General features: G+C 36.8%; 16 protein-coding genes and 2 riboswitches. Of the genes, 13 read left to right on the top strand and 3 right to left on the bottom strand.

The window, feature by feature from the left end; genetic code table 11:
* Nucleotides 1–15 precede the first annotated feature (15 nt).
* Entirely contained in the window at nucleotides 16–642 is a 627-nt protein-coding gene (locus tag NSQ77_RS02590; protein WP_339230922.1) for a putative immunity protein, read from the top strand.
* A gap of 303 nt (nucleotides 643–945) precedes the next feature.
* A riboswitch (glycine riboswitch) is annotated at nucleotides 946–1,047 on the top strand.
* Between the two features lie 218 nt (nucleotides 1,048–1,265).
* Nucleotides 1,266–2,669, top strand: coding sequence for an amino acid permease (locus tag NSQ77_RS02585; RefSeq protein WP_339228670.1), 1,404 nt, complete (start codon nucleotides 1,266–1,268; stop codon nucleotides 2,667–2,669).
* Between the two features lie 267 nt (nucleotides 2,670–2,936).
* Here NSQ77_RS02585 and NSQ77_RS02580 read toward each other — a convergent pair whose 3' ends face one another.
* Nucleotides 2,937–3,857 carry a LysR family transcriptional regulator gene (locus NSQ77_RS02580; RefSeq protein WP_339228669.1) on the bottom strand — a complete coding sequence of 307 codons (921 nt, stop codon included), beginning with the start codon at nucleotides 3,855–3,857 and terminating at the stop codon, nucleotides 2,937–2,939.
* Nucleotides 3,858–4,240: 383 nt separating this feature from the next.
* On the opposite strand from NSQ77_RS02580, the gene NSQ77_RS02575 reads away from it, so the two are divergent.
* Together NSQ77_RS02575 and NSQ77_RS02570 are read left to right on the top strand one after the other, a co-directional pair.
* Nucleotides 4,241–4,783, top strand: a complete 543-nt coding sequence (locus tag NSQ77_RS02575) for a cupin domain-containing protein (RefSeq protein ID WP_339228668.1) — start codon at nucleotides 4,241–4,243, stop codon at nucleotides 4,781–4,783.
* A 204-nt stretch (nucleotides 4,784–4,987) separates the two neighbouring features.
* Nucleotides 4,988–5,785, top strand: coding sequence for a dihydrodipicolinate synthase family protein (locus NSQ77_RS02570; protein WP_339228667.1), 798 nt, complete (start codon nucleotides 4,988–4,990; stop codon nucleotides 5,783–5,785).
* 463 nt (nucleotides 5,786–6,248) lie between these two features.
* Here the strand turns inward: NSQ77_RS02570 and NSQ77_RS02565 are convergent, their stop codons facing one another.
* Nucleotides 6,249–7,535 carry a S8 family peptidase gene (locus NSQ77_RS02565; protein WP_339228666.1) on the bottom strand — a complete coding sequence of 429 codons (1,287 nt, stop codon included), beginning with the start codon at nucleotides 7,533–7,535 and terminating at the stop codon, nucleotides 6,249–6,251.
* 439 nt (nucleotides 7,536–7,974) lie between these two features.
* Between NSQ77_RS02565 and NSQ77_RS02560 the strand changes: the two genes are divergently transcribed.
* From NSQ77_RS02560 to NSQ77_RS02550, 3 genes are all read left to right on the top strand, one after another.
* Nucleotides 7,975–8,319, top strand: coding sequence for a MarR family transcriptional regulator (locus NSQ77_RS02560; protein WP_339228665.1), 345 nt, complete (start codon nucleotides 7,975–7,977; stop codon nucleotides 8,317–8,319).
* Between the two features lie 13 nt (nucleotides 8,320–8,332).
* Nucleotides 8,333–9,520, top strand: a complete 1,188-nt coding sequence (locus NSQ77_RS02555) for an MFS transporter (RefSeq protein ID WP_339228664.1) — start codon at nucleotides 8,333–8,335, stop codon at nucleotides 9,518–9,520.
* A gap of 361 nt (nucleotides 9,521–9,881) precedes the next feature.
* The gene (locus tag NSQ77_RS02550; protein WP_339228663.1) at nucleotides 9,882–11,360 is read left to right on the top strand and encodes an alkaline phosphatase family protein; all 1,479 of its coding nucleotides are present in this window, start codon (nucleotides 9,882–9,884) and stop codon (nucleotides 11,358–11,360) included.
* A gap of 214 nt (nucleotides 11,361–11,574) precedes the next feature.
* Here the strand turns inward: NSQ77_RS02550 and NSQ77_RS02545 are convergent, their stop codons facing one another.
* Nucleotides 11,575–13,176, bottom strand: coding sequence for a glutathione ABC transporter substrate-binding protein (locus NSQ77_RS02545; RefSeq protein ID WP_339228662.1), 1,602 nt, complete (start codon nucleotides 13,174–13,176; stop codon nucleotides 11,575–11,577).
* A 195-nt stretch (nucleotides 13,177–13,371) separates the two neighbouring features.
* Between NSQ77_RS02545 and NSQ77_RS02540 the strand changes: the two genes are divergently transcribed.
* The 6 genes from NSQ77_RS02540 (at nucleotide 13,372) to yunB (ending at nucleotide 19,606) form a co-directional block, all read left to right on the top strand.
* The gene (locus tag NSQ77_RS02540) at nucleotides 13,372–14,493 is read left to right on the top strand and encodes an amidohydrolase (protein WP_339228661.1); all 1,122 of its coding nucleotides are present in this window, start codon (nucleotides 13,372–13,374) and stop codon (nucleotides 14,491–14,493) included.
* A 333-nt stretch (nucleotides 14,494–14,826) separates the two neighbouring features.
* A complete protein-coding gene (locus NSQ77_RS02535; RefSeq protein WP_339228660.1) occupies nucleotides 14,827–15,747 on the top strand; it encodes a DMT family transporter in 921 nt (306 codons plus the stop codon).
* 345 nt (nucleotides 15,748–16,092) lie between these two features.
* Nucleotides 16,093–16,914 (top strand): sulfite exporter TauE/SafE family protein, encoded by an 822-nt coding sequence (locus NSQ77_RS02530; RefSeq protein WP_339228659.1) that lies wholly within the window; start codon nucleotides 16,093–16,095, stop codon nucleotides 16,912–16,914.
* 12 nt (nucleotides 16,915–16,926) lie between these two features.
* Complete coding sequence (locus tag NSQ77_RS02525) at nucleotides 16,927–18,336, top strand: bifunctional UDP-sugar hydrolase/5'-nucleotidase (protein ID WP_339228658.1); 1,410 nt, start codon at nucleotides 16,927–16,929, stop codon at nucleotides 18,334–18,336.
* Between the two features lie 76 nt (nucleotides 18,337–18,412).
* A complete protein-coding gene (locus NSQ77_RS02520) occupies nucleotides 18,413–18,721 on the top strand; it encodes a DUF1805 domain-containing protein (RefSeq protein ID WP_339228657.1) in 309 nt (102 codons plus the stop codon).
* 108 nt (nucleotides 18,722–18,829) lie between these two features.
* Nucleotides 18,830–19,606, top strand: coding sequence for a sporulation protein YunB (yunB, locus tag NSQ77_RS02515; RefSeq protein WP_339228656.1), 777 nt, complete (start codon nucleotides 18,830–18,832; stop codon nucleotides 19,604–19,606).
* Nucleotides 19,607–19,654: 48 nt separating this feature from the next.
* Nucleotides 19,655–19,834, top strand: a riboswitch (Lysine riboswitch).
* Nucleotides 19,835–19,976: the final 142 nt, after the last annotated feature.

The raw sequence follows: 19,976 nt of genomic DNA, 5'->3' as shown, positions 1-19,976 counted from the left end.
TGTTCCTTGTTTATTATGTTAAGTGGCAGGATTGTTGAAGAAGATATAGGAGGGGTAGAAATTTTTTCCGATGTAGAACTCAAGTTAAAGAAAAAAAATAAATTGTTGTTTTCACGTGACAGTCATTGCTTACAAGACTTGATAAAATTAATTCAATTACAAAGCCATCGAACTCTTGTAATGTGGCCATTGGATTGTGCAAAACTACCTTTGACACAATTTGAGACAAAGTATCCCAGCGAACAGAGACCCAGAACCTGTTTAGAACTTTGTGAGGCATGGGCAAGAGGCAAAATTAAAATGCCCATGGCAAAACAAGCTATTTTAGGTTCGCATGCAGTTGCAAAGGAAATTAATGACAATGAGTACGGTGCTTTATGCCAAGCAATTGGTCATGCTGGTGCTACTGTTCATGTAGAAACTCATGCTTTGGGGCTGCCTATCTATGAATTGACGGCAATTGTTCGAAAAGCAGATGATTTTAAAGAACCAGTAAGTAAAAAGATAGATTACTATTACAAACAATTGCAATACTGGCAAGAAAATACTGATAAGCTTGAACTTGAATGGGCAAATTTTTTGTTAGATGACACTAAGCCTAATAAGGAATACCTGCTAAGTAAAAAAAGTAAGTCAAAGTAATAGTGAGCAATATTTCCTTATGCCATTATCGAGTGTGATAGTTAAACAAGGTGATCATTAAATTTGATCGCCCTTTTCTATTTTTTGGAAGTAAGTATCAGCTGTTGTTTTGATCGATTTATGGCCGAGAGGAACCAACAAACTGAGTTTTAAATATTCCCACCTGTGTTTCAACACATAATATAATCGCTTTATTTTGATTTTAAGTTTAATGAAATTCCTTGGATTATTCCAATAATATGTTATAATAAAATTTCTATTGTTACTACAATTAAATATATTATACAACAACATGATTTGCGGATGATTGTATTGGGAGAGAGCGAAGCATATCGCCACCGAAGGAGCAAGTTCCAAAAAAACCATTGGAATTAATCTCTCAGGTAAAAGCACCAATACAGGACGCTACTCTGGAGAGTGCAATTTATGCCACCAAAGGGGACCCTCTATTATAGAAGGATAAACTTTCAGGTAAAAGGACAGAGAATGGAAATAATATAGCCCTTCTCTATCCTTTTTTATTTAAATGGGGGATCTTTCAGTTATATCATTTAAAATGATGTTCTATAAAAGACCACTAAATTAAATAATAATTAACAAAAAAGTTGAGAGAAGGGAATTATATGCAAGAACAAAAATTAGATAGGGGCTTAAAAAACAGACATGTACAACTGATAGCTATTGGTGGAGCAATTGGTACGGGACTATTTCTAGGTGCGGGAAAATCAATACATTTAGCAGGACCATCCATATTATTCGCATACTTGATCACAGGTGTCGTTCTCTTTTTAATCATGCGTGCACTTGGAGAATTGCTGCTAAGTAATTTAAACTATCACTCGTTTGTTGACTTTGTTAGAGACTATTTAGGTGAAATGGCAGCATTTTTAACTGGCTGGACATATTGGTTTTGTTGGATTTCTATTGCAATGGCTGATTTAACAGCAGTTGGTCTCTATACTCAGTATTGGTTTCCAACTATACCACAATGGATGCCAGGATTAATTGCACTTGTTATTTTATTATGTATGAACTTGGCCACCGTAAAACTGTTTGGAGAAATGGAATTCTGGTTTGCATTAATTAAAGTCCTCGCAATTTTAGCCTTAATTGTAACTGGTATTGTTATGATTATTAGTGGTTTTTCTACGGATTCAGGTGGAGCCAGTTTCACGAATCTATGGAGCCACGGTGGCATGTTTCCAAATGGTGTAAATGGTTTCATCCTTTCGTTTCAGATGGTCGTATTTGCGTTTGTTGGTATCGAACTTGTAGGACTTACAGCTGGTGAAACAGAAAACCCAGAGAAAGTTATACCTAAAGCGATTAATAATATTCCTATTCGAATTATTATTTTCTATATTGGTGCACTTCTTGTCATTATGAGTGTGTATCCGTGGACGGCTATCAACCCAACTGAGAGCCCATTTGTCCAAGTCTTTACGGTAGTTGGTATTGTGGGAGCTGCTGGCATTATCAATTTTGTCGTTCTAACTTCTGCTGCTTCAGCATGTAATAGTGCTATCTTCAGTACAAGCCGGATGGTATATTCACTCGCCAAAGAGAAAAACGCACCCGAAAAGTTTGCCAAGCTTGATAAACGGAAGGTTCCTTCCAATGCATTATTCTTTTCGGCTGCAGTTGTTTTAATTTCTGTCGCATTAAACTATATAATGCCAGAAGGAGTATTTACACTCGTTACAAGTATTTCTACAGTATGTTTTATATTTATTTGGGGGATTACGGTCATCAGTCATTTAAAATACCGTAAAACAAGACCTGATCTCGCAAAAGTGAACAAATTTAAGATGCCGTTTTATCCATTTGCAAATTACTTAATCCTTGCTTTCCTGACATTCGTTCTTGTTGTGCTTGCAATTGCGGAAGATACACGTGTTTCTTTAATGATAACTCCCGTTTGGTTTATTGCTCTAATTGTGATTTACAAGGCACGCAAAAAAATTATGACTCATAAAGATAAACAAATCGAGGAAGAATTAATCGAGGATGAGGTTAAGAGGGGATAATAATCTATTTGTGAAGCCGTGGTTCATCATTTAATCGCAGTTTTATGATTAACGTTTCAAATGGGTTATAATTGAAGAAATAAATCAATAATACTATTAGGATAATATGAAACCCCGCTACAGTAAAATTGTAGCGGTTTTTTTGTGTGCGCTCTGCAACTTGTTTGATAGAAACCTATTAAGAACAACTTAAATCAAGTTTATTTTCAAGTAGTCAGAAATAAAGGAGCAGCTGGGGTGAATGGTATGAGATACTCAGCAACAGTGTTAATCAATATCTTTATCGATCCCATAATTTAAATTTGCTACAGTAACTTTTAACTGCTCAATAAATACACGTGCAGCAGCACTCATGTATTTATCCCTTCTATAGATAACCCCCACTTGCTGAGCAAGATTAAAATTTAGAATCGGAATGCATTTTACCTTGTTATTGTTTAAGTTTTCCAAGTAGGGTTTAGGCAATATCGTTACCCCTATACCTTCTCCTACCATGTTAATTAATGATTCCATAGTTGTTATTTCAAAGACTGGTTTAGGTAGAAATCCTAAATTATGACAAGCTTTGTTGATAAGTTTCCTTACATAGTAATCTTCAGGAAGTAATATGGATGGTGTTGTCTGCAAAACTTCTAATGATAGACTTTCATTGTCCTCAAGTGGATGCCCCTTTGGTACCGCGAAGGCCATCTCTTCTATATATAAAGGAATTGTTTCTAGTTCATCACTTTGATCTTTCATCCCTAGAAAAACAATACCTAAGTCCAACTTATTTTCTAACAAGCTTTGCCAAATGGTTGCCGTACGTAATCCAATTACGGATATTTTAATTGCAGGGTACAGGCGATGAAAGTTAAGTAATGTCGCTGGAATAAGATAGTTTTCTACTGTTAACAATGTTCCGACCGAAATATTGCCTTTTTGTATCCCTTTTAATTCCTTTATAGCGGTTTGAGCTTGTTCTAGTTCGTGAAAAATATTCCAAGTAGACTTAAGAAGCAACTTTCCTGATTCTGTAAGTGCTGTCTTTTTACCAATTCGATCGAATAAAGGTGTTCCAATCTCGTGTTCTAATAAACGAATTTGCTGGCTTAAAGATGGTTGGGAAATTCCAACCTTTTCCGCTGCCCTGGTAAAGTGAAGCTCTTGGCACACCGAAAGAAAATATTCAAGTTGTCTTAATTCCATTTGAAGCCCCCTCAGATTTTTTTGATAAAATATTCAACATTATATGGGAAAAGGATTTGCTGTCTTTGTCTATATGAAGTCTATAAAAAGCCAATTTACTATCGTATGCATTATATCATAGTTTTAACCTATCGTTATTATATAAATAATTGAATTGATTTATGGTTTTAAAGAATCTAAACTATTATTTAATACAGAAAATTTAATAAAGTATATTGCCTTTTAACTACTTTCTGATTCACCTCTGCCAATATATGTTCATAGTCAAAATCATATTGCGAATTTTGGTATTAGTCAATTCGTAGAGGGGGTGATGCTATTAGACTTGGCGGAGATATACTGGAGATCAACAAAGCTTTATAAAAATTTAGGAGGTTATCAAAATGAGCGACAAAAGAACAGATATCATCAACTATAGTAAATTCCTGCAAGAAAGTACGAAACCTATGATTAGAGCGTGTTCCTGGAAATGGAAAGATATTTATCCTTTATTAGAAGAGTCAGTATCAGAAGATTTTCTTGAAGCTGGACGTGGAACACTTGCACTCACTCATAAGGATGTAGAAAGTCAGCATGGTACATTAGGAGCTTCACCAACAATGAATGTTGTTGTACAAATGTTTAAACCTGGTGAGCATAACGAAGGCCATCGTCATACGAATGTAGCTCTTAATTTGGTGTTTCAGGGAGAAGGCTATAGTATTGTTGACGGTGAGAAGATTTATTGGGAAAAAGGTGATTTATTCCTGGCACCTCCTTGGTCTGCACATGAACATTGCAACACCTCAGATACAGAGGATGCTATTTTATTTACCTTTCAGGATGTTCCTGTCCATACTACAATGGGTACATGGTTTTTAGCAGATCCAATTGACAGTCCAGCTAAGCATTTAATAAAACAGAAAGCAGAAAAAGATAAAAAGTAAAGAGTTTCTGCTGTAATCTATTACACATACCTGACATAAGATTGTACGGATTCGTGTGCACCTGGGGCTGAGTCTCGCACCATTTCCATATAGTAGGTCCGAAATATAAAATTGTAAAATAATTGCACTGTATGATGGTAATTTTTCAATCTCTTAAGTAGTTCAATATTGAGTTATTGAGTAAATAATTGGAGGATATAATTGATGAAAATTTTAAACGTTGCTATTCCAACCCCGTTTCATGATGATGAAAGTTTAAATCTGGAAGGCTTTACACCTATTGTTGAACATATGAAAGATAATGGTATAGAGTCACTGCTTATATCTGGCAGTACCGGTGAACAAAACTCAATGAGTATTGACGAACGATTACAGATCATTGATTACTTTAACCAGCAAAATTTTGAAGGTATAGAGCTTATGTTTGGTGTTGCAGCTACGAGAACGAATGATGCTCTTAGACTTGTTCAGGCACTTGAGGATTCGGTTTTTGATGCAATTTTACTGCAGTTCCCGCTCTATATTCAACCAACACAACAACAAGCGATTGCTTATGTTAATGAATTATTAGGGCATACCACCAAGAAAGTTGTGCTCTATAATAACCCTGGCCGAACCGGTTTTAATTTAAGTGCAGAATCTCTTAAAGAGCTTATCAGTCAACAACATGCGAACTTGATTGGACTTAAAGAAGAATACAATGTAAGGCGTCATAAAAATACAAAATTACCTGATGGTTTCATTATGTTTGCTGGAGGAGATGTTGATCTTATAGAAAAAATCCTCGGCGGCTGTAATGGGCTTTCCAGTATGGTAGGAAATGTCTATCCTAAAGAAATCAAGCAAATATTAAATGATCTATTAATGAAAAAACCAGTAGATGTTCATAAAACAAACCAACTAATTGATGAAGTTACACATTATCAAACTGTGATGAATATAAAAAGTCATTATAATTCACTCGGTATAAAAGCAGGACCTTGTCGATCACCAATTAATTAGTATTTAATATACCGAGTAATAATGTTTAATTGTAAGTGTAAACTAGTCCGCAAATTGGCTGTTTAAGCTTATGGTTTTAGGCTGAATTTATTGGTTTGAAGATTTTATTTGTCTTTTTTATAATTAGTCAGTAATTTTTTTCTTTATTAGACAAATCTTTGATGCCCTAGCTGTACTATAAGCTTGATAAAATATAGATAAGGTCATAACCAAAGTTGAGATGGAAGTTTCTATATGGATACATGTATGAAACCCTCGCTGTCGTATAATTGATATACTCTCCCATAAACTGCCAGATTTTTATTTTTTAATCCGTCTAATAAAAAGGGAATATAGCATAAATATAGCGAGGGTTTTTAATTTTTTGGGGTTAGAAATCTTTTATTTATAGGGACGCAATTTAAACTAGAATTTGCAGGAAGGCTTTTTTGAATCTTTATTCGACATTTGGATTATTTATTATCTAGCCCTCAATCAACTTGCTGGCATTTAAATAACCAGCACCTTGAATATGTGGGGATTGTCCCAAATCGTCGCATGCATTTAAAAGTTTTTCTTTAACTTGATCTGGCGTAAGATTTGGATCATTTTGTAGCAATTGTGCAATTACACCTGCGCATATTGGCGTGGCCATTGACGTTCCGGATAACGACATATAGTGAGTGTCCACACGTGCTGCTTTATTGGTTTTATCAAGGAAAGATCTGGGAGCACGTAAAGAAATAATATCGACTCCTGGTGTTAACAAATCTGGCTTAATAAGCCCATCAATCGTCGGACCTCTGCTTGAAAAATCAGCTACTGAATCATCAGACCGGTCAGCAGTATTATTGTCATCAGCTGCACCGACTGTAATCACCTTTCGACTTATACCTGGGCTTGCGATGGTTTGTTCTCCGGGTCCGGAGTTGCCAGCAGCTACACAAACAACCATTCCGTTATCCCAAGCTATTTCAACCGCATTTACGACAGGGTCATCTTCGGCAGGTGCAACAGCATCCGAACCGAGTGAAAGGGAAAGAATATCAATATTATATTCGGACTGATGCTGGATACACCATTCAATCCCTTCAATAACAGTTGATAATGAACCAGCCCCCATTTTATCCAGTACTTTAACACCAACTAAATTAGCTTGTGATGCTGGAGCCTCATATTGGCCATTTGATAACAAGCCATTGCCTGCCGCATCTCCTGCACAATGGGTTCCATGACCGTTATCATCATAGGGATCAGATTTGCCATTAACCAAATCCTTAAAACCAATAATGCGATCTTGTAAATCTTCATGTGGATGTATACCTGTATCGATAACTGCAATGGTTACGCCTTCTCCTGTTAACCCATTATCTTTTAACACATCAGAGTTTACTGCCGGGGAAGCAGTATCCAGTAAAGTTGTTACCTTTCTGTCTAAATAGATTTTTTGAATATGGTTGCAGTTATTAATTAAATGCTCAATATTTTTTACAGATAATTTAGCTGAACAACAAGATATTGAAGGATATTCGCGAAGAGAACGACACTTTGTTTCCTTTACATTGTTTAAACCAGAAGCAAAGGAATCTGGGGCAAATTTTATTACAACTGGTAATTTCTTTGTCTTTTTTCTAACTCGCTCTATAGAGCTTTGCAGGAAACAAGGGATATAACGAAAAGGCCGATAAAAGTTAACCATTTCTCCCCTTATATTTTTGTCAAACTTTTTCCCATTGCGTCGGACCAAGTCAATCATTGAAAAATTTAACATAAAATCTCTCCTTTCTTAGATTTACGATATTCTACGTAAACTGTTAGAAAGGAGCGTGATTAAATAGTATAGAAAACAATAAAAAAGGTAGATAACCATATTGCATATAGGTTGAACTACCCGTCAGGAAAAGTTAGAGAAAAATCTCATCTAACAAGGTTTGGGCGTTTAATATGATTATTTATCTATCTTTTATCTAAGAATAATTATATTCATCTAAAAGAATAATTTTGTTTATAGCTTATAGAAACTTTTAATAGTAACTTCAGCACCATCTAGACAGTTTGCTTAAATTCTGTTACCATGGATAATAGTTACCTAAGATAACTGTTAACTATGGTAACTATTATAGGAGGCGTTTCCCATAAAATTTGCACAGAAGTTTTTCCATCAACTAATAATGTTATACCGTCCTTTTGAAAACCGGCTTAATGTCCTGTTGAATAAACATAATCTGCATCGTGCACAGTGGACTGTATTGTATTACTTGTACAATTATGGCAATGCAACACTTGTGGAAATTTCTCATTATCAAGGTGTGGAGAAGCCTACGATCACTAGAACCTTCGCCAGCTTAGAGGAAATGGGGTATGTCGAACAGGTTGCTGGGAGAGACAAACGCGAAAAACGTATGCAGCTGACTGAACGAGGAATAGCTGTTTATGAGGAAGTACGTGTGACCATTGATCAGTTTGAAAAGGAAATTCTAAAAGACATCTCGGAATCAGAATTGATTGATTTCATTCGTGTGATGGAAGAAATTAAAAATAATATTAAGAAGTGAAGTGATAGATACTGTGAAACAAACAAAATCTCAATTATGGACGAAAAATTTTATTATTGTAGCAGCAGCAAATTTTTTCTTGTATTTAGTTTTTTACCTATTATTAGTAACGATGGCTGTTTATGCAGTCGATAAATATCAAGTTTCAGAGAGTGTAGCTGGTCTTGTAACAGGTATATTTATCATCGGAACATTAGTAGGACGTTTATTTATTGGACGAATGATTTCTTCTATTGGAAACAAGCAAGTTTTATATTATGGGCTTATCTTTTTTATTTTAACATCCCTTTTATACTTTATTCATGCAGGAATAGAAATTCTGCTGATAACCCGTTTATTGCACGGAATTGCATTAGGGGTGGCAAGTACAGCGACAGGAACTATTATTGCTAAGGTGATTCCTGATGACCGAAAAGGGGAAGGAATCGGCTATTTCAGCATGAGTATTACATTGGCAACTGCAATTGGGCCATTCTTTGGATTATATATGAGCTCACATACGAGCTATCAAGTGATTTTTGGTTTTTGTCTTGCATTAGCGGTTATTAGTTTTATTATATCTCTGTTTGTTAAGGTGCCAGTCATCGAAACACCTATAAAAGCTACTGAAAGAAAGAAATTAAAGTTTTCTGATTTTGTAGAACCAAGTGCGTTACCAATTGCACTGATTGTGATTATTGTATCTCTTGGTTATTCCAGTGTGCTTTCGTTTATTAATTTCTATGCGATTGAAATTAATCTTGTCGATGTGGCAAGCTTTTTTTTCGTTGTCTATGCAGCAGCTATCTTAGTATCACGTCCATTTACAGGCCGCTTAATGGACTTAAAAGGTGAAAATGCAGTTATGTATCCAGCTTTTATTTTGTTTGGTGCAGGATTGCTCCTTTTAAGCTTCACAACGAATAGCATTACCTTATTAGCAGCCGGTGTTCTGATTGGTCTTGGATTCGGTAACATGCAATCCATTACCCAAGCAATAGCGGTTAAGATGACACCGCCACATCGGATTGGTTTAGCAACATCAACTTACTATATCGCACTTGATGCCGGTCTTGGATTCGGTCCTTATGTACTTGGATATCTGATTCCTCTAACTGGATATAGTAGCTTATATATTATTATGGGGCTAATGGTTCTTGTTACGACAGTACTTTATTTCTTTTTGCATGGGAAAAACAGTTCCTATGTAAACATTAATTAGATTTTAAAGAAATCCAGCTTGTTCGGCATGCAATATTTGTACGTTCCGAATCAAAATATAAAATATAGAAGGAAAATCAAACTGCTGACACAGCACTAACTGTGTCAGCGGTTATTTTTATTTTTCCTGACATTCATAAAATGATAGATACTGTGCAAAATAATAGGTAATATGGAATTCACTTAAGCCGTAATTTTTAATTGCTTTTATAAGGCTCACACTAAGTAATCATTATATTAATAATAAAAATTCGAAGATCGCTGCTGGCCAACCATCGCTGAGTTGCTGTTAAAGAAAATATAAACCTTTTAAAGCAAAGAGGCAAAAAATTCACATACAAAGCAGTGGATATTATGTAAGGATGATAATTATAAAAACACAAAAACAATTAGTGAAACCTGTAATCTTGCTGAACATCGATTCATTGATGTCTGAACCGCTGGAAGTGGCTATCCAAACTGGACGAGCTCCAGCTTTACAATTTTTGATGGAAAATGGCAGTTATTTTACGAATATGGTGACTTCATTTCCAACCATGTCGGTAACAATCGACAGCAGCCTTTTGACAGGTACTTATGCAGACCAACATCATATACCTGGTTTAACTTGGTTCGATAATTCCAAAAAAGAGATTATTAACTACGGTACTGGTTTTAGGGAAACGTTTAGGTTAGGGATTCGCAGGACGGTCCATAATATGCTTTTCCGACTGAATAATGAGCATCTGAGCAGTGAAGTCACTACAATTTATGAAGAATTAGCTAAAAAGGGAATGAACTCAGCTTCCATTAATTCCTTTGTATATCGTGGAAACACCCCGCAAAAGTTACAAACACCAAAGTTATTCAGTGCCTTGACGCGATTTAGATATGGAAAGTGGACAACGGAAGCAGCAAATATCTTTTCTTTAGGAACATTTTCAAAGATACGTCCATGGGGGGTCGCAACGCAAATAGCTACCGGAAACTATAAATATACTGCTCGGGAACTTAAGTATCTTATTAGAAAGAACAAACTTCCTTCATTTACTTTCTGTATATTTCAGGACATGGATGCCCGAATTCATTTAAAGGGGCCGATGGATATTAAAGGCATCACAAAGATTGATAAAGAAATTCAAAAAATATTGGATGTGTATCCAAGCTGGGAGAAAGCAATTAATCAAAATACATGGCTAGTGATGGGGGATAATGGTCATTCTGCAACAGGAACAAATCATCGAGAATTTGTCATTGATTTAAGAAAATGGTTAAAAAAATACCGTATCTCTAGAATAAAACGCCCAGTATATAAGAAAGATCAGATCGTTCTATGTGTAAATCAGCGGATGTCTTATATTTATGTACTGGATGACAGTCTGCCGTTGTCTGCTATTATCGAACAGCTCAAAAATGATGAGAGAATTGATATTATAGCCTGGAAAAATGAAAGCTTCATTCATGTAGAATCTGGTATGAAAGAAGGGTCACTGAAATATCGCCCTTCCGGGAAATTTACTGATATTTATAATCAATCATGGAGTATAGAAGGGGATGCTGCGCTTCTGGATTTAAATCTGATCAATGAACAAAGACTCACCTATGGCAACTATCCAGATGCGTTAATTCGGTTGTATAGTGTTTTGAACTCCCATTCGGGGCGTTTCATTGTCATCAATGCGAAACCGGGTTGTGAATTTAAGGCCCAATCATCACCTGTTCATCTTTCTGGTGCAGCACACGGTTCATTGCACAAACAAGAATCTCTGGTTCCGTTGATAATAACAGGAACTAAGGAGCAACCAATATATCCACGGGTTGTAAATATAAAAGATTTTATAATTCGTTTACTTCAGGACTAAGGTAATTCAGCTGCAGTCCGTGACAGCAAATGAAGCTTGCTGTAAAGAAGTTGGTGGACATTATAACTGGGATCATAAATGAATGGATAAAAAATACCCTATAATAAAACAGAAAGGAGTGAACTTAAGCCTCGTAATTATGAGGTTTTGGAAGATAAATATATAAAATGAGGAAGCTGTCCAAACGATTGGACAGCTTCCTGAATAAGTATGCTTATTCCTCAATAGATACCTCTTTCAAATTTAACAATTTGGAAGGGTACATCGTTAACCCCTTCACTTCATCACGTACACCCAATAAATAATCTTTGTGTGTCAAGTAAGTCATTGGAGCTAAATCTACAAGCATTTCTTCTGCTTGCTTATAAAGTTCTAACTGCTCAGCTTGATCTTGGGTCTGGCGAGCTTCTTCAATTAATGCATTCATTTCTTTATCATCAAAGAAAACTGTATTGCCAGCTGATCCAAGATTATCGCTGTGGAACAATGGATAAAATGTATTGTCCGCATGGGCAGTACTGTTAGACCAGCCTAAAATAAACATTTCCTGTTCACCTGCATCCAGTTTTTCAATATATGTTCCCCATTCTAACACTTCGATTTCAACGGTAATACCAATTTCCGCAAGCTGCGCTTGAACATTGGTTGCAATATCCATGCGTTCACGTGTATCGTTTGTCATAAGGGTTGTTGTAAATCCATCCGAGAAGCCTGCTTCAGAAAGTAATTCTTTTGCTTTGTCCAAGTCACCAGATAGTCCTTCTACATTTTCATCATAACCGTATACATTTGGTGGAAGTGGTCCTTCTGCAACTTGTGCATACCCTTCGTAAATCCCGTCAATTATTTGATTTTTATCAATCGCCATCGTAATTGCCTGACGGACAAGCTTGTCGTCAAATGGCGCTTTTGCAGTATTAAATCCAAGATAATCAAGTGCCAGACTGCCTTGCTGTACAACTGATAAATTTTCTTTAGCTTCGATTTGTGATACATCCGAAGAACTTAATGGATTCGAAATATGGGTGTCTCCTGTTTCCAATTCAGCAATACGTGTTAAATCTTCTGGTACAACCTTAAATGTAACAGAATCGATTTTTGCTGGTTCTTCCCAATATACTTCGTTTTTCACTAGACGGATAAGCTGTCCAGGCTGCCAATCGTCAAATTTCAAGAAGCCGGTTCCTATTGGGTTTGCATTGATAACACTGCCAACAGATTCTCCTTCTTCCATTGCAGCATAATCTTCACGGATTTGTTCCGGAGACACCATACCTGAAACAGAATGACTTAGGTTGGAAGGCAAACCAGAGTACGGGAATTCAGTTTTGAACTGAACGGTATAATCATCTATAACTACAACTTCGCTAATCATATCAAGTAAGTATGCTGCAGGAGCTGCAACTTCTGGATCATTGATGCGTTCTATGTTCGCTTTTACAGCTTCGGCATTAAATTCAGAACCGTCATGGAAGGTTACCCCTTCACGTAGTTTAAACTCCCAGGTTGTTTCGTCAATTTGTTCCCAGCTTTTTGCAAGTCCTGGCTGAAGTTCCATATTTTGATCGTAAGATACCAATCTTTCAAAAATATTGTTTTGAACATCGAATGAAGGGACATCATTCGCCCCGGCGGGATCCAGTGATATTGCATCAGAAGCAGTAGAGATGACTAAATCTTTCCCGCCTGCCGTTTCTTCTCCACCTTTTGAGCTGGAAGAAGATTCTTCTGGTTCACTAGCACAAGCTGTAAGTATAACAGCTAAGAAAAAGATGCTTACTAGCAATAATGAGTATTTTTTTAATGATTCAAACAATTTTGTGTGCTCCTCTCGTGTCGGAAAATGTCTAAATTTGTACAAAAGATATAATAATTAATATATAATAACTTTTAGAATAAAACAATAGCATGCTAACGGAAATTATTTAAAAAGTTAGGGAAAAAGGCTCATCAGCTATTTTTTTATGAGAAATCTAGGATACTACCAATTAACCTTGAAGGAGTGTTATTCATGCTTGCAATAACCAATGCAATTATTTATGACGGGAAAGGAAATAGATTCGAAGATCGAGCTCTAATCGTTGAAAAAGGGAAATTCACGAAGCTCATACCCGTGAATGAGGTTACAGATTCTTTTCGTATAATCAATGCACAGGAGAAAGTACTAACCCCAGGTCTTATTGATGTGCACACCCATTTAGGAATTTCTGAGGAAGGTGTTGGGATAGAAGGAGCTGATTATAATGAAACGAGCAGTTCCGTTACCCCCAGCTTACGTGCGATTGATGGAATTAATCCAATGGAAATTGGGTTTAAGGATGCAAGAAGATCCGGTGTTACGACCGTTCAAGTTATGCCGGGGAGTGCCAATGTTATTGGTGGTGAAATGGCAGTATTAAAAACCGCTGGAAATATTGTCGATGAAATGGTCGTAAAAGCACCATCAGGTATGAAAGCTGCCTTAGGAGAAAATCCGAAACGATTTCATGGCGGAAAAGGAAGAATGCCTGTTACGAGAATGGGTGTTGCCGCCCAGTTGCGAGAGAAACTAATCGAAGCACAAAACTATTTGCAAAAAGAGGAAAAAGAACGAAAACTAGACTTAGAGAATTTAGCGAAGGTCCTGAAGAAAGAGATTCCACTGCGTGTTCATGCCCATCGAGCGGATGACATTCTTACAGCGCTTCGCATCAAACGTGAATTTGATATCGATATGACTATCGAACATTGTACAGAGGGACATAAAATTTCGGAATTCATAGCTGAACACAATGTAAAAGTGTCTGTTGGTCCAACGATGTCTACCCGTTCGAAAGTGGAATTAAAGGATAAGGGCTGGACAACAATTAAAACGTTAATAGATGCTGGTATATCTTGCTCGCTTACGACAGATCATCCAGTTGTTGGAATTGATTACCTTGCAACAAGCGCTGTTCATGCAATTCGTAATGGGCTAAGTGAACAGGAGGCGCTTCAAACGATTACACTAAATGCCGCAAAACATCTCGGAATTGAAAATCGTGTGGGCTCCATTGAGCCGGGGAAGGATGCTGATTTCGTTATTTGGAGTGGGAGTCCTTTTGATTTAATGGCTAAAGTGGAGCGGGTGTTTATTGAAGGGGAAGAGGTGTAAACAGTTACTTATTATTGTATGATTGAAATAATTTAAAGAACATATAATGGCAGGACAGTATTATATCTTAATAGGGAATTATATGAAATAGTTAACTAGTTGGGTAAATATGGGCTGCTCAGCAATTTTCATAAAACTGATTCTTGCATTTGGTTCTGTAAGCTTCCAGTGTAGTCTTCAAACTCTTCCAGCATGCTGATAAGATAAAGCTGGTATAGGGCCTAGAGAATAGGACCTGAACTAAAAGATGATGCATAAGGGATGCTGGAAAAAACATTGGATAGCAGTTGTAGTAAAAGTAACGAAAGAAGGGATTAAATGGGGAACCCCCTGATGTATGGGCAGCTTGTTTTAGTTATGGTCTTGTGGGGATTTAATGTGATTGCAATTAAAGTAATCGTAGGCCAATTTGCAGCAGTGACAATTACTTCTTTTCGCATTTTCTTAGCGGCTGTTATTGTGTATTTAATCTTATGGGCAAGAAAACAAATTCGTTTACCTAAAAAACAAGAATTTCTTTATATTATTCTCATATCGGTTACAGGGGTAGCTGCCCATCATTTTTTTCTATCGGTTGGGCTGACGCAGACGACTGCTTCCAATTCTGGTTTGCTGTTAGGGACAGTACCATTATTTACTTCCATACTTGCAAGTAAATTGTTAGAAGATAAGCTTTCCGTGATGAGAATAATTGGCATTGTTTTTGGCTTGTCCGGTGTTGCTTTCGTTATTCTAGTTGGGAATATAGATGGTCTGACATTGAATATTGGCGATATTTATATTTTCCTTGCAGTACTATCCCAAGCGTTAAGTTTTATTTACATAAAAAAAGCAACTGAAACGATGGAAGCGAGATTAGTTACTGCAACTACCTTGTTGATAGGGTCATTTTTATTGTTTAGTATCAGTTTGGTGTTGGAACCAAAAGGTATTTCAAGTTTGCAAGATGGGACTTTGCTTGGCTGGTCTATCTTTCTTGCTTCCGCTATTTTCGCAACAGCACTTGGTCAATTTCTTTACAATCATGCAATTCAGAGTATAGGACCAGGTAAATCATCGATTTTTATGAATTTACAACCTTTTTTTGCGTTGCTGGGTTCCTTTTTATTCCTTGGAGAACAAATTTCATTTGCTCATTTCTTTGGTTTTATTCTAATTGTAACGGGAGTTGTTTTAGGATCTGGCATAATCGATCGATTTATTTATAAGAAGGCTTTGAGAAGAAATAGTTTAAGGAGACACTACTATGATTAAGAAATAGTACCATGTTAATTGTTTGCTAATTTATTTATCCATTGAATACAGAAGGCTTACTCATTCTGTCAATTGTGTTCATATTATAATAATGATATAAAGAGAAAGAATATAACATTGTAAAACAGAATTATTCACAGTAGAGTAAATAACTCCTGGAGATGCTGAGCTGCACAGGTTCGATTAAAAGCTGATTTAAGAGGATCTCCTGTTTGTAGAATACCTCTTTTGGTTTTTAAAAAAATATACAAAGCTAATAAGAATATTTTTAACTGAATATAATGCGAGTTTACTTCATCGATATGATAAGATATAGGTACAATATTACAGATGGTAGGGGTTGTTTTGGTTTTTATTATATGTTTAGCTATTGGAATGATTACCGCATTTGTCGGCTCAATAATGGGGCTTGGCGGAGGAATTATTCTGATACCCACTTTACTACTGGCAAGCTCATTTTTAGACAGCTTTGCATGGGTGACACCACAGTCTATTGTTGGAATTTCTTTGATTGCGATGATTGTTACGGCACTATCCTCGACACTTGCATATGCAAAGGGGAAACGGGTTGACTATAAAACAGGGCTCTTATTCCTTACAGGAAGTATTCCAGGCGGTGCAATTGGATCATGGTTAAATCAGTTTGTTGATTCGCAGTCATTTTTATTATATTTCGGTGTATTAATGATCGTTATATCCCTTCTTTTCTTTATTAAAAGGGATCGAAATTCTAAAAAAGAATTCTCTGGGACTGAAAAGGGTGTTCGTACATATGAATTGTTCGGGGAGACATATCGATACCGTGTACCGGTTATAGGGGCTTTTGCACTATCATTGATTGTCGGGACATTATCAGGGCTTTTTGGAATTGGCGGTGGTTCCATAATGGTGCCGGCAATGATTCTATTGTTCGGTTTCCCTGCGCATATTGCAACAGCAACTTCAATGTTTATGATTTTCTTTGTCAGTATTGTTGGAGCAAGCACTCATATAATTCTTGGGCATATTGCATGGGAATATGTTTTATTCTTTATTCCGGGGGCCTGGATTGGTGGGAAGCTAGGTGCGAAGGTAAATCAGCTTCTTCCGGGAAAAGTATTAGAATGGGGATTACGTCTTATATTAATATTTATTGGATTGCGTATGATTTTTCAAGGATTATCCTAAGGGGTTATGTAAATGGAAGAGAAACTCTACTTTTATTATACAAATGATTTGCATAGTAATTTTGAACAATGGCCACGTGTTGTGACCTATTTAAATGAAGCAAGAACACTACGAAATAAACATGGTGAATTGAACTGGACAATTGACATTGGTGATCATGTAGACCGCTCCCATCCGATAACAGAAGCATCGATGGGGAGGGCGAATGTCAGGCTATTGAATGATGCAGATTATGATTTTGTGACCATAGGCAATAATGAAGGAATCACGATGTCGCATCAGGATTTATACCACTTATATGATGAGGCTGCATTCGAAGTCACCTGTGCAAACCTTCACAGCACCGATAACATTCAGCCGCCATGGCTTCGTCCAACCGTTAAAATTGAAACTGCTCAAGGCTTGAGAATCGGAATGATTGGTTTAACTGCGCCATTTAATGCCTTTTATGAACTGTTAAATTGGCATGTTTCACCCGAATTTGAAGTTTTGGACAAATATATGAAAGATCTAGAGCAATACGCAGATATTATTATTGTCATGTCGCATCTTGGTATTACTGTAGATCAGGAAATTGCAAGAAGGTATGATGCTGTAGATGCGATAATCGGCGGACATACCCACCATTTACTTCGTACTGGTGAATATGTCAATAATGCTCTCATTACTGCAGCAGGAAAGCATTGCGTTTATATTGGTGAAGTTATTCTCACATGGGACCATAAGCAAAAACGATTGGTGAAAAAAGAAGCGTATACAACTGATATTACGCATTTGGAAAAGGATGCTGAAACGGATCAGACATTACGTTCGATGCAAAAAAAAGCTGATAGCTTACTAGGAGAAACCGTTGTACAGATTGACAGACCATTGGATGTCAATTGGTATGGGAGTACACCAATCGTGCAGGAACTGGCGAATACAGTTATGGAATGGACAAAAGCCGATGCGGCGATGCTGAATAATGGCCTGTTGCTGGAAGGATTGCCTGTAGGAGCTGTTACGTATAAGGATATACATCGAATTTGTCCACATCCGATTAATCCTGTTGTTGTAGATCTGAAGGGAAATGAATTGATTGAGGTTGTCCGTGCCTCCCTGACAAAGGAATTTACGCAGCTGGAATTAAAAGGCTTCGGATTCCGCGGGAAGGTATTGGGAAGAATGATGTTTGCTGGACTTCAGGTAGAGACAGCGTTTCATAATAATGGTGAGGAGTATGTGAAACAGGTTTTGTTCCAAAATGGCGCGCCAATCGATCCAGATCGTACTTATTATATTGCGACTGCGGACACCTTTACATTCGGTCGTTTATTGCCAGAGGTAGCAAAATCAGATTCGAAGCATTATTTCGTGCCGGAATTTTTAAGGGATTTGCTTGCACAGACACTTCGCGCAAAGTTTTCTTCAAATCAAGCTTGAGCATTTTGCTTGTTGTGACACGTTGCCCCCTTCATGCATACAAATATATGGTACATTGTGAAGGGGGCATTTCATTATGATTACGGTGAATCCACTTGAAGTAGACGGCATTATTTTTACAGCAGTACGTGTTGAGCTTCCAAAAACGAATTTGCTGACGATATCCAATGACATTGGCTATATTATGTGTGCTGCATTGGATGTAGATATTTTTAATGAAGTTCCAAAGCTAATGGAGCGTAATGTCATCGCGGGGCGTGCGATGGGCGTACGAACAATCGATGAATTATTAAATGCTCCATTACAGAAGATAACAGATGCTTCTAAAGCGTATGGCTGGGAAGTAGGTATGACCGGAAAAGAAGCTTTATTAAAAATATCATGATTAAGTTAAATGTCTTCCATTTGGAAGGCATTTTTATTATGCTTCTCAATTTACCTAGTCTAACCCTAATGGAACAAGCATAAATTTATTCCAGAGGGGGGGGTTGAGTTGAGACACAGGAAACGTTTTCGCAAAAGAACAGCATTGCCTCCAGGGAAGCAAATTTTAATTATAACGATGATTATCTTTGTGGTCTGTATATTTTTAAGCATTCGATTAATTGACAAACGAATTGAACCGGTTTTAATTGAAACAGCAACTGTAAAATTAGATGAGTTTGCAACAAGGGCGATCAATTCAGCTGTTCGATATGTTGAGGATTATAGCTTTGAAGACATGCTGAACATTACTTACGATAATGAGGGGCAGATTGCAACATACAATTGGAATTCCTCTGTTATCAGTGAAATCAATCGAGTTGCAACAGACCGGGTTGAGGAATTTTTCATTAATGTGAATCGCGGGGACCCGCTTGAATTTGAGGACCCGTTACAAGAGCCATATGAATATAATGATGGTGCCGAGGATCTGGCAAAACAGGATCCAACATTAGTTGAAATACCTTTAGGTCAGGTTACAGGAAATACAGTACTTTCTAACCTAGGGCCGAAAATACCAATAAACTTAGAAGTGGTTGGAAATGTTCGAACGAATATAGTGCGTGAAGTGGAGGAATTTGGTATTAATGGTGCTTGGGTGTCCTTATATCTTAATGTGGAAGCCGATGTTCAGATTGTCATTCCATTTACAACAGAAGTAACAACTGTCAATACGGAGATTTATCTGGATGGCGGAGCGATTATGGGCAAGGTTCCAGATTTTTATGGAGGCGGCAGTGACGGCCCTTCAATTTCTGTTCCAAAAGACGACTTGCAGAATAACTAAAAGTCTAGTATAGTATGTTAAGTAACTGAATAATAAACCTTATCAGATCGGTGAGGTAGAGGCGCAAATATTATCAGTAATCAACTGGAGAATGACAACGATGATAGTTGATGAAAGGGGTATTTGCCGAAGCGTAATAAGGGTCGAACTTATTATTTGCTGGTATATCTTTGAACAAGAGATGTACTGTCATGCTTAAAACGATGTGCATGGAGAACTACTGATCGAAATGGAGGATAACGTATATTGTAAAAAACAATGATGGTTATTTTCTGTCATTGTTTTTTTGTTGCTTTTTAAAGTCAATAACAAATATATCCAGTCGACCACATTTCGTAATAAATTCATTTAGTTCTAATATACATCAATT

The sequence above is a fragment of the Oceanobacillus sp. FSL K6-2867 genome, assembly GCF_037963145.1.
Classification (GTDB): domain Bacteria; phylum Bacillota; class Bacilli; order Bacillales; family Amphibacillaceae; genus Oceanobacillus.
The sequence above is the reverse complement of the archived record's forward strand: the minus strand, read 5'-3'. Positions and strand labels throughout refer to the sequence as shown.